Origin of the sequence: Mesorhizobium sp. M1A.F.Ca.IN.020.04.1.1 (assembly GCF_003997315.1) — a bacterium.
Taxonomy (GTDB): Bacteria; Pseudomonadota; Alphaproteobacteria; order Rhizobiales; family Rhizobiaceae; genus Mesorhizobium.
In genome coordinates this window covers 21,805-36,315 of sequence record NZ_RZSN01000042.1, presented here as the reverse complement: position 1 = coordinate 36,315, position 14,511 = coordinate 21,805, and the positions used below count along the sequence as shown (strand labels likewise).

Below are 14,511 nucleotides of genomic sequence, written 5' to 3'. Positions count from 1 at the left end.
CTTCCGCGCCGGTCTGCGGGTTGCGGCCGGTCGAAGCAGCACGTTTTGACACGGTGAAATTTCCGAAGCCGACAAGCCGGACATCGCCGCCCTTCTTCAGTTCGCCAGTGATCACAGAGAACACCGCATCGACGGCGGACTGCGCATCAGCCTTCGAAATGCTTGCGGAGTCGGCGACGGCGGACACCAGTTCGTTCTTGTTCATAAAAATTCCCTTCCATGAGAAAACCGGAACTACGACTCATCCGGCAGGAAACGGACTTTAGAAAGAAGCGTTCCGGAACCCAAGCCGAAAACCGCAGAATTCCGGGCTTTTTTCCACTTTTTCGGAGATTTTTCACATGAAAAAGCCGGGCTGAAAGCCCGGCTCTCTCTTTGTGCATTGCAACCTTAGAAGAAACTAATGCGCAAGCGACTTGCCGGCGTCGTCGCCGGCGTCCGCGCCGGCCGGCGGATTGACCGGCTCGACCCATTCGATCGGCTCCGGCATCCTGACCAGCGCGTGCCTCAGCACCTCGCCGACCCGCGACACCGGAATGATCTCCATGTTGTTCTTCACGTTGTCCGGGATCTCCGCCAGGTCCTTGGCATTGTCTTCCGGGATCAGCACCTTCTTGATGCCGCCGCGCAGCGCGGCAAGCAGCTTCTCCTTCAGGCCGCCGATCGGCAGCACCCTGCCCCGCAGCGTCACCTCGCCGGTCATTGCCACATCGGCGCGGACCGGAATACCCGTGAGCACGGACACGATCGCCGTCACCATCGCCACACCCGCCGACGGGCCGTCCTTGGGGGTCGCGCCCTCCGGCACGTGGACGTGGATGTCGCGCTTGTCGAACAGCGGCGGCTCGATGCCGAAATCGATGGCCCGCGAGCGGACGTAAGAGGCCGCCGCAGAGATCGATTCCTTCATCACGTCGCGCAGGTTGCCGGTCACCGTCATGCGTCCCTTGCCGGGCATCATGACGCCCTCGACGGTGAGCAGCTCGCCGCCGACTTCCGTCCAGGCAAGACCCGTGACGACGCCGACCTGATCGTCGGCCTCGACCTGACCGAAGCGGAAGCGCGGCACGCCGAGATAATCGGCGAGGTTGTCGGCCGTGATCTTCACCGTCTTCTTCTTCGTCTTCAGGATCTCGGTCACCGCCTTGCGCCCGAGCTTCATCAGCTCGCGCTCGAGGCTTCTGACGCCCGCTTCACGGGTGTAGGTCTGGATGATGCCGCGGATCGCGTCCTCGCCGACCGAGAACTCGTTCGGCTGCAGCGCGTGATCGCGGATCACCTTCGGCATCAGGTGCCGCTTGGCGATCTCGATCTTCTCGTCCTCGGTGTAGCCGGCGATGCGGATGATCTCCATGCGGTCCATCAGGGGCGCAGGGATGTTCAGCGTGTTCGCCGTCGTCACGAACATCACGCTCGACAGGTCGTATTCGACTTCGAGGTAATGGTCCATGAACGTCGAGTTCTGCTCCGGATCGAGCACCTCGAGCAGGGCTGACGACGGATCGCCGCGGAAGTCCTGGCCCATCTTGTCGATTTCGTCGAGCAGGAAGAGGGGGTTGGACTTCTTGGCCTTCTTCATCGACTGGATGACCTTGCCGGGCATCGAGCCGATATAGGTCCGCCTGTGACCGCGGATCTCGGCCTCGTCGCGCACGCCGCCGAGCGCCATTCGGATGAACTCACGCCCCGTGGCCTTGGCAATCGACTTGCCGAGCGAGGTTTTGCCGACGCCGGGCGGGCCGACGAGGCACAGGATCGGACCCTTGATCTTCTTCTGACGGCTCTGCACGGCGAGATACTCGACGATGCGCTCCTTGACCTTGTCGAGGCCGAAGTGATCGGCGTCGAGCACGTCCTGGGCGTAGCCGAGATCCTGCTTGACCTTGGAGTTCTTGCCCCACGGGATCGACAGCAGCCAGTCGAGATAGTTGCGCACGACCGTCGATTCAGCCGACATCGGCGACATCGACCGCAGCTTCTTCAACTCGGCTTCCGCCTTCTCGCGGGCTTCCTTGGAAAGCTTGGTCTTCTTGATGCGCGCCTCGATTTCGGCAGCCTCGTCGCGGCCGTCCTCGCCCTCGCCGAGCTCCTTCTGGATCGCCTTCATCTGCTCGTTGAGGTAGTACTCCCGCTGCGTCTTCTCCATCTGGCGCTTGACTCTGCTGCGGATGCGCTTCTCCACTTGCAGCACGGAAATCTCGGCTTCCATGAAGCCCATCGCCTTCTCGAGACGCTCCTTGACGGAGAGCGTGGCGAGCATCTCCTGCTTCTCGGGGATCTTGATGGCCAGGTGCGAGGCAACGGTGTCGGCGAGCTTGGAATAGTCGTCGATCTGGCTGGCGGCACCTACCACTTCGGGCGAAATCTTCTTGTTCAGCTTCACGTAGTTTTCGAAGTCGGTGACGACCGAGCGGGCCAGCGCCTCGATTTCGACCTCTTCCTCCTCCGGCTCGACCAACGCGGTCGCGCGGGCCTCGTGGAAGTCGGCACGATCGGTGAACGAGACGATCTTGGCGCGCGAGGCGCCCTCGACCAGCACCTTCACAGTGCCATCGGGAAGCTTCAGGAGCTGCAGCACATTGGCGAGCGTGCCGATGTCGAAAATCGCATCGGGTTCAGGATCATCGTCGGCTGCGTTCATCTGGGTGGCAAGCAGGATCTGCTTTTCCTGACCCATCACTTCTTCCAGCGCCTTGATCGACTTTTCACGCCCGACAAAGAGCGGGACGATCATGTGCGGGAACACGACGATGTCGCGCAGTGGGAGGACTGCAAACACGCCGTCGCCGGAAGCCCTGGATATTTTGGCCATTGTCCAACCTTTCATGTCGCGGCCGCTAATTGAGCCAACCGCGAATCTTATATTAACGACCGAGCGTCGTTCCGCCTACCACCGTTTGTGACGGGAATTTTACAGCGCAGAATTCAGGCCCTCGGCCTTCCGCTGTTAGGTGGATGCGGGCGGTGCAAAGATCAAGGGTTAGCATGCTTTGATCAGCCACTCCATCACCTACAGGTAAGCCCCTCACAGCAAAACGGCGCCACACGGGCGCCGTTCCATGAAAATTTGCCGGATCAGTGCCATTTCAGGCGCTGACATTGCCCTTCTTTTCCTTCTGCTCGGAATAGATGTAAAGCGGCCGGGCGTTACCCGAGACCACCTCTTCCGAGATCACCACCTCGCGCACGCCTTCCAGCGCCGGAAGCTCGAACATCGTGTCGAGCAGGATCGCTTCCATGATGGAACGCAGGCCGCGCGCGCCGGTCTTGCGCTCGATGGCGCGCTTGGCGATCGCCGACAGCGCGTTCTCGTGGAAGGTGAGATCCACATTCTCCATCTCGAACAGCCGTTGATACTGCTTGACCAGCGCGTTTTTCGGTTCCGTCAGGATCTGGATCAGCGCCGGCTCGTCGAGGTCCTCGAGCGTCGCCAGAACCGGCAGACGGCCGACGAATTCCGGGATCAGGCCGAATTTCAAAAGATCCTCGGGCTCGACTTGGCGGAACAGGTCGCCGGTGCGGCGATCTTCGGGGGACGCCACGGTTGCGCCGAAGCCGATCGAGGTCTTGCGGCCGCGATCCGAGATGATCTTGTCCAGTCCGGCAAAGGCGCCGCCGCAGATGAACAGGATGTTGGCGGTGTCGACCTGCAGGAATTCCTGCTGCGGGTGCTTGCGGCCGCCCTGCGGCGGCACGGAGGCCACCGTGCCTTCCATGATCTTCAACAGCGCCTGCTGCACGCCCTCGCCCGAGACGTCGCGGGTGATCGACGGGTTGTCCGACTTGCGCGAGATCTTGTCGATCTCATCGATATAGACGATGCCGCGCTGGGCACGTTCGACATTGTAGTCGGCCGACTGCAAGAGCTTCAGGATGATGTTTTCGACGTCCTCGCCGACGTAACCGGCTTCGGTCAGCGTCGTGGCGTCGGCCATGGTGAACGGCACGTCGATGATGCGGGCGAGCGTCTGGGCAAGCAGCGTCTTGCCGCAGCCGGTCGGCCCGATCAGCAGGATGTTCGACTTTGCCAATTCGACGTCGTTGTTCTTGCCGGCATGCGCGAGGCGCTTGTAGTGGTTGTGGACGGCCACCGACAACACCCGCTTGGCGTAGGGCTGGCCGATGACATAGTCGTCGAGAACCTTGAGGATCTCTTGCGGGGTCGGCACGCCCTCGCGCGACTTCACCATCGAGGTCTTGTTCTCCTCGCGGATGATGTCCATGCAGAGTTCGACGCACTCGTCGCAGATGAAGACGGTCGGACCGGCGATCAGCTTGCGCACTTCGTGCTGGCTTTTGCCGCAAAACGAGCAATAGAGCGTGTTCTTTGAATCGCCGCCGTTGTTGCTAACTTTGCTCATTTTTCTGTCCTTTCACCGCCTGCCAGCCGATGGTCTGGCCGCATTGGCGTCTCATCAATCTATCGCAGGAATCCGCCGGCGCCAGTGTCCCGGCTCACACAGCGCATTCCGTCCGAAACACAATCAGAAAACGCGACAATGATTCGCAGCAACCCCATGCAAAGCTAAGCCGTCGAAAATCAACATAGCCTTAACGTAGGCAATCCCGAACCTTGAGGGAACAGGCAATTGTGGCCGAAATGCCGCAAGCCGCGCCAAAAGCGCGTTATCCCGCCATTCAGCCCCCAATCAGAGCCTATGCGGCGGGGGTTTCGCCAAGTTCGCGCGTCGTAATGACCTTGTCGATCAAACCAAACTCCTTGGCCTCGTCGGCGGTCATGAAATGGTCGCGGTCGAGCGTCCGCTCGATCTCGTCATAGCTCTTGCCGGTGTGCTTCACATAGACCTCGTTCAAGCGGCGCTTCAGCTTGATGATGTCCTGCGCATGACGTTCGATGTCCGACGCCTGGCCCTGGAAGCCACCGGACGGCTGATGGACCATGACACGGGCGTTCGGCGTGGCAAACCGCATATCCTTGTGGCCGGCGCAGAGCAGCAACGAGCCCATCGAGGCTGCCTGGCCGATGCAGAGCGTCGATACCGCCGGCTTGATGAACTGCATGGTGTCGTAGATCGCCATGCCCGATGTCACCACACCGCCCGGCGAGTTGATGTACAGGTTGATTTCCTTCTTGGGGTTCTCCGCCTCGAGGAACAAAAGCTGTGCACAAACCAGCGTCGCCATCCCGTCCTCGACCGGGCCGGTGATGAAGATGATGCGTTCCTTCAACAGGCGGGAGAAGATGTCGTAGGCACGCTCGCCGCGATTGGTCTGCTCGACCACCATCGGAACGAGGTTCATGTAGGTTTCGACGGGGTTCTTCATGGACTACCCTTGTTGGATGGATTCCGGCGCCGTAGACCTGAGCAATCGGGCGGAATCGGTTCTGGATCGTTGAATCCTAAATAGGATGCCGGCTCACCCTAGCGCAAGGCCGCCCCTCCTAGCCATCTGGTTAAGTCGAAGCAAGCGGCTCGGCCCAAGGAAATGCTGCAGGTTGCGACGGAGATGGCCCTTTGCCCGAAATGCGAGGGCGCTACCCGGCCGCCACGGTAGCAGTTTCTTAACCGCGCTGCTTAACGACAAGCCGTGAAATCCCCGTCCATGGCGGACCTTCCGATACGCTCCCGCGTTGAACCGGCGTCCTTTTTTCAACGGGTGAACGTCATGTTTAGCCAGAGTTCCTTTTGCACGCGTTCCTTTTGCAAGAGCTCCCTTCGCAAGGGTGCCGCATCGCTCGCCTCGACCAGCCTCGCAATGCTTGCGGCCGTGTCGCAGGCCGCGGCCGGCGGCCGCACGCTCGAATGCTACGAGCCGGTGCATCGGCCGGCGATCTACGACACGGTCTATGAAGAGGTGATGGTGAGCCCCGGCGGCCAGCTCGTCCACTATGACCCGCCGATCTACGGCACGACCGAGAGCATCGAACGGATCGCCACGCCTCGCATCAGCTATGAAGTCGTGCCGGCCGTGACGCGCACCGTCTATCACACGGTCAGGGTGGATGACGGCGGCTATGCCTGGGAATGGCGGGTCATCCACGGCCGCAAGGTGCTGTGCAAGGTGTGGCGTGAGGCGCGCTACGCGCGGGTTGCCAAAACGGTCATCGTCGAGCCGGAGCGCGTCCGGCGCGTCGTCCTTCCGGCCGAATACGAAGGCGTCGCCCGCGAGGTGCTGGTGCGGCCAGGAGAGCGGCGCATCACGGAAATCGCGCCCTCATACCGGAGGGTAGCGCGGCGGGTGGTGGTGCGGGAAGGCTCGACCGACTGGCGGCGGGTGGATATCCCGCGGCACTGCGTGGACTAGCCGGAAAATCACGCAGGGGTGTTTCCGACCGGGGCGGCATGGCGAGCCCGGCCGGAAAGCCGGCTTAGGCCAGGTCGACGTCGAGGATCGCCATCGAGAAATTATAGTCGCCGTCGTCCTCGTCCTTGAAGACGATGCCGAGGAATTCGTCACCGACATAGACCTCGGCAGAGTCTTCCTTGCGCGGGCGCGCCTTCACCTGCAGCTTGGGATTCTGGAAGACGCGCTTGAAGTAGGCGTCCAGCTTTCTGATTTCGTCTGGCTTCAAAAGTCTTCTCCGAATGCGGCTGTTCGTTGGAACGCGCTTCTGACACGCCGACGATGGCGATGTAAAGGCAAGCCGGCAGCATTACAACCGAGCCTTGAGTGGCGACCGGACTCCGGCCACTGGCGATGACCGCAGAATCAGATGTCGAAGCTGACGACGTGGTCCATCGTCTGCGAGGGCAGGAGCTGGTCCATCTGTCGCGAGGGCTGGTCGCAGCCGGTCTCGCCGACGACACGCGCCGGCACGCCGGCGACCGTCTTGTTGTGCGGCACGGGCGACAGCACCACCGAACCGGCCGCGATCTTCGAGCAATGGCCGATCTCTATGTTGCCGAGGATCTTGGCGCCGGCACCGATCAGGACGCCGCGGCGAATCTTCGGATGGCGGTCGCCGCTGGCCTTGCCCGTGCCGCCCAGTGTCACGCCGTGCAGGATCGAGACGTCGTCCTCGATGACGGCGGTCTGGCCGACCACCAGGCCGGTGGCGTGATCGAGGAAAATGCCCTTGCCGATGCGGGCGGCCGGGTTGATATCGGTCTGGAACACCGAGGACGAGCGGCTCTGCAGGTAGAGCGCGAAGTCCCTGCGGCCCTGGTTCCACAGCCAATGCGCCAAACGGTGCGTCTGGATGGCATGAAAGCCCTTGAAATAAAGCACCGGCATGATGAAGCGGTCGCAGGCAGGGTCGCGATCGTAATAGGCTTGGATGTCGACGCGGACCGTCGTGCTCCACTCCGGATCGTCGGCAAGCATGGCCTTGAAGGTCTGCCGGATGAGGTCGGAGCCGATATCCTGATGCGCCAGGCGCTCGGCCAGGCGGTGAATGACCGCTTCTTCCAGGCTCTCCTGGTTGAGGATGGTGGAATAGAGGAAAGCAGCCAGCAACGGATCGCGGTTTACCGCTTCCATCGCCTCATCCCTGATCGCGCGCCAGATCGGGTCGACCGGCTGCACCATGCTGGGGCGGGCTATCGTAACGCTGTTCATCGACGGTCTCCGGCCTGCTCATTCATCCGGCGGCACATATAGGCCAGATCATAACACGGTTGAACTCAATTTTCCTTAGTGCTTTGTCAAATGAACTTGGTTCACCGAGATTCAAGCGGCGATGGAAAACGAACCCTTGATCGACGATGCGCTGAAAAGCGAGCTTGCCGCGCTCTATCAGACCGCGGATCGCGACTATCACGGCTTGCCTCACATCGAAGCGATGCTGGCGTTGGCAGCCGAACACCGGCACCTTCTTGACGATCCAGAAGCAGTCGAAGCGGCGATCTGGTTCCATGACGCGGTCTATGACAGCCGCGCCAAGGACAACGAGGCAAAGAGCGCGGTGCTCGCAGCAAGGAAGCTCTCCGGCCGCACCGACCCGGCCCGGCTTGCCCGGATTCTGGCCATGATCAGCGCCACCGCCACGCACCAGTTGCCGCCGCTCGAAGATGAGGGTGCCGCGAGTGATGCCGCCCTTTTCCTCGACATGGACCTCGCGATCCTCGGTGCCGACCCGAACCGCTTCGACGCCTACGAGAAGGCGGTCCGGCGCGAATATGGCTGGGTCGAGGAACCGATCTGGCGCGCCGGCCGCGCGGCTGTCCTGACGAGCTTCCTGGCCCGTCCGCATATTTTCAACACACAATCGTTTCGCGATCGGTTCGAGGCTCGGGCCAGGGAAAATCTGGTCCGATCGCTGCAGGTCCTGCAAGACCAGTCTCAACAGACCTGATCGCCACGCCGAACGTGAACGCCTCTGGGATGACCGAAACCATGGAAAACAACTTCTTCCAACCCGTCGACGCCGCCCAGGTGCCGCGATTTGCCGGGCTTTCCACCTTCATGCGGCTGCCGGCGGTGCCGAACGCGAAGGGGCTCGATATTGCCCTTGTCGGGATTCCTTGGGATGGCGGCACGACCAATCGGGCCGGCGCCCGCCATGGTCCGCGCGAAATCAGGAACCAGTCGAGCCTGATGCGCCGCGTCCACCACGTGTCGGGAACCGAGCCGTTCAGCATTGCCAATGTCGCCGATGTGGGAGACCTCTCGGTCAATCCCATCAACTTGCTCGACGGCTTGAAACGCATCGAGGACGGCATCGCCGCGATCGTTGCTGACGGCGCTATCCCTTTGGCCGCCGGCGGCGATCATCTGACGACATTGCCGGTGCTGCGCGCCATCGCCCGCAAGGAACCCGTCGGCATGATCCACTTCGACGCGCATTCCGACACGAACGACCGCTACTTCGGCGACAATCCCTATACGCACGGAACGCCCTTTCGCCGCGCGATCGAGGAAGGGCTGCTCGACCCGAAGCGGGTTATCCAGATCGGAATTCGAGGCTCGATCTATGAGCCGGGCGAACACGACTGGGCGACCGCTCAGGGCGTGCGCATCGTATATATGGAAGAGTTCGTCAAACGCGGCACCGCTTCCGTCATGCAGGAAGCACGCGATCTTGTCGGCGACAGCCTCACTTACGTGACCTTCGACATCGATTGCATCGATCCGTCGATGGCCCCTGGCACCGGCACGCCGGAGCTCGGCGGCTTCACCACCCGCGAGGTGCAGGAGCTGGTTCGATTGCTCGACGGATTGAATTTCGCCGGAGCCGACGTCGTCGAGGTCGCGCCTCCTTTTGATATTGGCGGCATGACGGCGCTTGCCGGCGCGACCATGATGTTCGAGCTGCTTTGCGTCATGGCGAAATCCATCGCCGACAGGAGAACGCGCGGCTAAAGCATTCTCCCCGAAGTGCTTCCAGTTTCGGGAAAAGGACATCGCAAAGGTCAAAAGCAGGTCGCGTTTCGCGCAACCTGCTTTAGACGCGTCGTCGCCCGCAGCGGACGGTATGGGTCAGAGCGGATTTTCGGCGTAGAACTCCAGCACGCGCTGCTTGAAGCTCTTGTCGCCGACGGCAAGCATGTGGTCGCGGCCCTCGATGCGAAAAGCCTCTGCGTCGGGCATCAGCGCGGCAAGCTGGTCGGGCGAGCCGGCGATGTCGTCCTTGGTCCCGACGGCAATCAGGGTCGGCTGGGCAATCCGCGCGACATCGTCCTCGCTCATTGACGCGCGTGAGCCGACGATGCAGACGGCCAGCGCCCGGCGGTCGCTGCGCGTCTGGTCGGCGAAGGCGCGAAACGAGCGGCCGCGCGCATGGCTGATCGTACCGGAATCCTCGGCCAGAAGCGCATCGGCGATTGGATCCCAGTCGCCGACGCCGTCGACAAGACCGATGCCGAGGCCGCCGAACACCAGCGTCGCCACCTTGTCCGGATTGGACAACGCCATGAAGGCGGATACCCGCGCGCCCATCGAGTAGCCCATCACATGGGCGTGCTCGATGCCGAGGTGATCGAGCAGCGCGGCCGCGTCCGCGGCCATCTTGGCCGGCGTGTAGTCGGCCTCCTGGTAGCTCTTCGTCGAAGAACCGTGGCCGCGATTGTCGAGGGCGATGGCGCGGTACCCCGCGTCGTTCAGCGTCTTGAACCAGCCCGGCGAGACCCAATTGACGTAGTGGCTGGAGGCGAAGCCGTGGATCATCAGCACCGGATCGCCCTGACCGGACGCCGGCGGGCGGTCGAGGTAAGCGAGTTCGAAGCCGTCATGGGAAAAATATTGCATCTGGCGCAGCCGCGGTCAGTTGGAGCCGGCGCCCGAGGCCTTATCGATCGCTGGATGACGCAGGAGATCGCCGTCCTTCAGACCGTCCTTGGCGGCCGTTCCCGCCTTCAGCTCAAGCACGAAGCTTACCGGCTGTCCGGGCGAGATGATCGCCTCCGACTCCGGTTCGCCACGCTTGACGGCCTTGATCCTGCCGTCCTGGCCGATAAAGACCAGGTCGAGTGGCATCGGTGTATTCTTCATCCAGAAATTCACCTCAGCGGGCCGCTCGAACACGAACAGCATGCCGTGATCGTCGGCCATGTCCTTGCGGTACATCAGCCCGGCCTCGCGTTCTTCCGAGCTGTCGGCGATCTCGATTGAGAAGGAATGCTTGCCGGAGCCGGTGATCGCGACGAGCGGCGTCGGATCGGCAGGCAGCATCATCGCCTGACCGTCCGCCGAACTCGGTCTCAAGGCGCTGAAAATGGCGGCCAGAGCGATGGCGGCGCAAAGCGCGCCTGCGGTCAGCCAGTTGCAATGAGCCATGTGATACCTCGTACAGGCCCTGTCCTAGACCATGATCCGAGCGAGTGGAACTGGTTTTTGGACAGGAACGGCCTTGCACCGGGCAGGGCATCCCGATCGTATCGAGAGGGCCCGATGCATGTCGCCCAAAACTGCCAAGCGGTTTTGGCGAACCTGCATCAAGCAAAAAATAAAGTGCGTCGGGCCGCGCTTTAATGCGAGACCGGCAAGGTGCCCATATCGGGGTGTATTTCGGCGGCCATAAGGCCTTTGTCGCCGCGTCCGAAGCGAACCAGTACGACCTGGCCGGGCCTCAGCTCGGTGATGCCATAGCGGCGCAGCGTCTCCATATGGACGAAGATGTCCTCGGTGCCCTCGCCCCGGGTCAGGAAGCCGAAGCCCTTGGTGCGGTTGAACCACTTCACCAGCGCCCGCTCGAGCCCGCTCTCGGCAGTCACGGTGACATGCGTGCGCTGCTCCTGCTCGGCCGGATGCACCGCTGTCGAGGCGTCCATGGAAAGAACCCGGAACGCCTGCAGGCCACGCTCGCCCTGCTTGACCAGACAGACGACGCGCGCGCCTTCCAGCGCGGTCTGAAAACCGTCTCTTCGAAGACATGTCACATGGAGGAGAATATCACCCGAGACGCCGTCGTCCGGAAGAATGAAGCCGTAGCCCTTGGCCACGTCGAACCATTTGATAGCGCCGGCGATTTCGACAAGCCCGGCGGAGTCGCCGCCACTGTCTCGCGTCAAGGCGTCGTCAAGGCTTCCGTCCCGCCTCGTAAAAGAGGCTTTTTCCCCCATAAGAACGCCCCCTTTTCCAACTGCAACCGCTAGTGATTCTTGCCATCAGATTAACACTGCGGCTTCCGGGGTGTGCAAGACCTGACGTGCCTTTTTTCACCGTTGAGCACCGGAAAGCCTCAATTGTTGTTTACCGGCGCGGCCTGAAGCGCAAAGGGGCGGCTGAAATCGATCACCTTATCGGTTTTGTCGGACGATTGCCCTTTGGCGGAGCGGCTCCTATGGTGCGCCGCAAACGTAACGCCGCGAGGAATCCGATATGCGCTATCTTCACACAATGGTCCGCGTCGCCGACATCGATCAATCGCTCGATTTCTACTGCAACAAGCTCGGCCTCAAGGAAGTGCGTCGCTACGAGAACGAGCAGGGACGCTACACGCTGATCTTCCTCGCCGCGCCCGATGACGAGCAAAGCGGCATTGCCGAGAAGGCGCCGCTGGTCGAACTGACCTACAATTGGGATCCGGAGGAGTACAAAGGCGGCCGCAACTTCGGCCACCTCGCCTATGAGGTCGACGACATCTACGCCACCTGCCAGAAGCTGATGGACAATGGCGTGACCATCAACCGGCCGCCGCGCGACGGCAACATGGCCTTCATCCGCTCGCCGGACGGCATCTCCATCGAGCTGCTGCAGAAAGGCCCGGCCAAGGCAAAGGCGGAGCCATGGGCCTCGATGTCGAATACGGGAAGCTGGTAGGCGCCTGCCCCTCCCGGGGATTTGACCGGCCGGTCTATGGCGTTTTGCCGGATCGCGCCTATCTAAGCGCTTGTGGCGCCAGCCAGATCAGGCTGGCGCTTTTCTTGATCGCCGGGAGAATTTCATGCCGACCAGCCGCGCCGACGTCGCCACTGAAAACGCCAGCCGCTATCTGCAGCAGCTCTGCAAGCACTGGGCGCACAAGTTCCCGGTCGAATTCGACCCGCATCACGGCGCCATCCAGCTCTCGCTCGGCCGCACCGTGATGGATGCAGACGACAAGGCTCTCCACATCGCCGTCGCCGCTGACGACGCCGCCTCGCTCGAGCGGCTGGAAACCGTGGTCGCCGACCACATCAAGCGCTTCGCCTTCCGCGAGGAGCTGACCTTCGACTGGCAGAAGGCTGCCTGAAAGAATTGAGCGTCAGCCGGCGGCCTTGCTGGCCATTTCGAGCAGCGCAAGCACGCTGCGCCAGTTGCGCGCCGTGCCCGGCACCTTGAGCGTTCGCCCAATAAGATTGGCAAACACCGATTTGCCAAGCCCTTCCGGCGCATGCAGGTAAAGCACGTCGCCTTTGATCTCGAAGCGCTCCGGGCCGGCACACTTTTCCGCCAGCCGCTTCGCCTCTTCCGCGGTCGGCTCTCGCTCCAGCGCATAGGCATGCAGCTTGGTAGGCTCGCCCGCAACTTCCGGATAGGGATTGTCCTTCACCAGGCGCTCGAACCAGCCGGCATTGCGCACCATGATGCGGGAATTGAACCCCCATTTCTTCTCGAACGCCGCTTCGAGTGCTTTGGTCAGCGCCGCAGCGTCGCTGTTGTTGGCACGAAACACGACGTTGCCGCTTTGCACGTAGGTCGATACGTCTGTGAAGCCGAGGCCTTCGAAGAACGACCTCAGCTCCGCCATCTTGACGATGCGGTTGCCACCGACATTGATGCCGGAAAACAGGGCTACGAACACCGTTCCTTTGTCGCCCGTTTTTGGCCCGCTCATATGATGAACCCCGCGAGCGTCTCGTTGTCGGTGATGTCCTGATACTGCACGCCCTCGGCGTCGAAATTGGCCTTCAGCAGATCGAAATTGCGCCGGTCCTTGGTCTCTATGCCGATCAGCACAGAGCCGAAATTGCGCGCCGACTTCTTGAGATACTCGAAGCGCGTGATGTCGTCGTCCGGGCCGAGCATTTCGAGGAAATCGCGCAATGCGCCCGGCCGCTGCGGGAAGCGGATGATGAAGTACTTCTTCAGCCCTTCGAAACGCAGCGCCCGTTCCTTGACGTCCGGCAGGCGCTCGAAATCGAAATTGCCGCCCGAGACGATCGCGACGATGGTCTTGCCCCTGATCTCCTTGCGGGAAAAATCCTTGAGCGCGTCGATCGCCAATGCGCCGGCTGGCTCCAGCACCACGCCCTCGACATTGAGCATCTCGATCATCGTCGCGCAAAGCCGGTTTTCCGGGACAAGGCGCACCGCGTCGGCGGTGAATTCCTTGAGATGGCGCAGCGGCTCGCGGCCGATTTCAGCCACCGCCGCGCCATCGACGAAGTTGTCGACCTTGGCGAGCCTGACCCGCTTGCCGCCGGCGAGACTCTCGCTAAGGCTAGGCGCGCCCGCCGGCTCGCAGAATACGAAGCGCAATTCACGGTGCTGGTCGGCGAAATAGTGGGTGACGCCGGCAGCCAGGCCGCCTCCGCCCACCGGCAGCATGACGATGTCGGGCATGCGCCCGCCCGGCATCTGGGCTGCGACCTCATAGGCGACCGTCGCCTGCCCCTCGATGATATCCTTGTGGTCGAAGGGCGGCACCATATGCGCGCCGGCGGCTTCGGTGAACTCGAAGGCGGCGCGATAGCAATCGTCGAAGAAGTCGCCGACCAGCCTGATCTCGACGAAATCGCCGCCGAAAAGGCGCGTCTTGTCGATCTTCTGCTGCGGCGTCGTCACGGGCATGAACACCACGCCCTTTTTGCCGAAATGACGGCAGACGAAGGCAAAGCCCTGCGCGTGGTTGCCGGCCGAGGCGCAGACGAACAGCTCGGCATTGTTGCCGGCGGCGAGCGCCTTGCGGAAGAAGTTGAAGGCGCCCCTGATCTTGTAGGAGCGGACCGGCGTCAGGTCCTCGCGCTTCAGGAGGACGCGGGCGCCGGTCTTTTTCGACAGATAGTCGTTCTCCTGCAGCGGCGTTTCCGGAAAGATCCCGCGGATCGCCTCCGCGGCGCCTGCGACGCGGGAAGAAAAACTGTTCATGAGGCAACCGGCTCCGAGACCATGTGGTTCGCAGCCCAAGCCTATTGCATAGTTTGGTTTTCGCGGCCACCGATGCAGCCGCTCGCCGGCCTGCTGCCG

At 62.1% G+C, this 14,511-nt stretch carries 16 protein-coding genes; 5 read left to right on the top strand and 11 right to left on the bottom strand.

The genetic code is table 11. From position 1 onward, the window contains the following. The 4 genes from EOA49_RS11630 to clpP all read right to left on the bottom strand — a co-directional run. A partial coding sequence (locus EOA49_RS11630; RefSeq protein ID WP_164749213.1) for an HU family DNA-binding protein occupies nt 1-205 on the bottom strand: 205 nt, incomplete at its 3' end. Between the two features lie 195 nt (nt 206-400). Continuing rightward, complete coding sequence (gene lon, locus EOA49_RS11625; protein WP_066998851.1) at nt 401-2,812, bottom strand: endopeptidase La; 2,412 nt, start codon at nt 2,810-2,812, stop codon at nt 401-403. Between the two features lie 274 nt (nt 2,813-3,086). Further along, nucleotides 3,087-4,361 (bottom strand): ATP-dependent Clp protease ATP-binding subunit ClpX, encoded by a 1,275-nt coding sequence (gene clpX / locus EOA49_RS11620; RefSeq protein WP_059185169.1) that lies wholly within the window; start codon nt 4,359-4,361, stop codon nt 3,087-3,089. 295 nt (nt 4,362-4,656) lie between these two features. Next, nucleotides 4,657-5,286: an ATP-dependent Clp endopeptidase proteolytic subunit ClpP gene (gene clpP, locus EOA49_RS11615; protein WP_066998854.1), complete on the bottom strand. Its 630-nt coding sequence runs from the start codon at nt 5,284-5,286 to the stop codon at nt 4,657-4,659. Between the two features lie 432 nt (nt 5,287-5,718). Here clpP and EOA49_RS11610 point away from each other — a divergent pair, with 432 nt between their 5' ends. Next, nucleotides 5,719-6,267 carry a hypothetical protein gene (locus EOA49_RS11610; protein ID WP_095825236.1) on the top strand — a complete coding sequence of 183 codons (549 nt, stop codon included), beginning with the start codon at nt 5,719-5,721 and terminating at the stop codon, nt 6,265-6,267. A 64-nt stretch (nt 6,268-6,331) separates the two neighbouring features. Here EOA49_RS11610 and EOA49_RS11605 read toward each other — a convergent pair whose 3' ends face one another. Next, a complete protein-coding gene (locus tag EOA49_RS11605) occupies nt 6,332-6,535 on the bottom strand; it encodes a DUF3126 family protein (protein ID WP_040969488.1) in 204 nt (67 codons plus the stop codon). 137 nt (nt 6,536-6,672) lie between these two features. Continuing rightward, on the bottom strand, nt 6,673-7,521 hold the full coding sequence (gene cysE / locus EOA49_RS11600) for a serine O-acetyltransferase (RefSeq protein ID WP_067328223.1): 849 nt from the start codon (nt 7,519-7,521) through the stop codon (nt 6,673-6,675). Nucleotides 7,522-7,642: 121 nt separating this feature from the next. Here cysE and EOA49_RS11595 point away from each other — a divergent pair, with 121 nt between their 5' ends. After that, nucleotides 7,643-8,257, top strand: a complete 615-nt coding sequence (locus EOA49_RS11595; RefSeq protein ID WP_127241681.1) for a hypothetical protein — start codon at nt 7,643-7,645, stop codon at nt 8,255-8,257. Between the two features lie 41 nt (nt 8,258-8,298). Continuing rightward, a complete protein-coding gene (speB, locus tag EOA49_RS11590) occupies nt 8,299-9,264 on the top strand; it encodes an agmatinase (RefSeq protein WP_127241682.1) in 966 nt (321 codons plus the stop codon). Between the two features lie 117 nt (nt 9,265-9,381). Here speB and EOA49_RS11585 read toward each other — a convergent pair whose 3' ends face one another. The 3 genes from EOA49_RS11585 to EOA49_RS11575 form a co-directional block, all read right to left on the bottom strand. Then, entirely contained in the window at nt 9,382-10,149 is a 768-nt protein-coding gene (locus tag EOA49_RS11585) for an alpha/beta fold hydrolase (protein WP_127241683.1), read from the bottom strand. A 15-nt stretch (nt 10,150-10,164) separates the two neighbouring features. Beyond that, complete coding sequence (locus EOA49_RS11580; RefSeq protein ID WP_127241684.1) at nt 10,165-10,677, bottom strand: DUF192 domain-containing protein; 513 nt, start codon at nt 10,675-10,677, stop codon at nt 10,165-10,167. Nucleotides 10,678-10,868: 191 nt separating this feature from the next. Beyond that, complete coding sequence (locus EOA49_RS11575; RefSeq protein ID WP_066998870.1) at nt 10,869-11,462, bottom strand: cold-shock protein; 594 nt, start codon at nt 11,460-11,462, stop codon at nt 10,869-10,871. Nucleotides 11,463-11,721: 259 nt separating this feature from the next. Here EOA49_RS11575 and gloA point away from each other — a divergent pair, with 259 nt between their 5' ends. Beyond that, nucleotides 11,722-12,162, top strand: coding sequence for a lactoylglutathione lyase (gene gloA / locus EOA49_RS11570; RefSeq protein WP_066998873.1), 441 nt, complete (start codon nt 11,722-11,724; stop codon nt 12,160-12,162). Between the two features lie 124 nt (nt 12,163-12,286). Beyond that, complete coding sequence (locus EOA49_RS11565) at nt 12,287-12,574, top strand: DUF2218 domain-containing protein (protein ID WP_067328442.1); 288 nt, start codon at nt 12,287-12,289, stop codon at nt 12,572-12,574. Nucleotides 12,575-12,586: 12 nt separating this feature from the next. On the opposite strand, the gene EOA49_RS11560 is transcribed toward EOA49_RS11565, so the two are convergent. Together EOA49_RS11560 and ilvA are read right to left on the bottom strand one after the other, a co-directional pair. Continuing rightward, nucleotides 12,587-13,159: a DUF1697 domain-containing protein gene (locus EOA49_RS11560; protein WP_127241685.1), complete on the bottom strand. Its 573-nt coding sequence runs from the start codon at nt 13,157-13,159 to the stop codon at nt 12,587-12,589. After that, entirely contained in the window at nt 13,156-14,412 is a 1,257-nt protein-coding gene (gene ilvA / locus EOA49_RS11555) for a threonine ammonia-lyase IlvA (protein WP_127243157.1), read from the bottom strand. The genes EOA49_RS11560 and ilvA overlap by 4 nt, the downstream gene beginning before the upstream one ends. Nucleotides 14,413-14,511 lie beyond the last annotated feature (99 nt).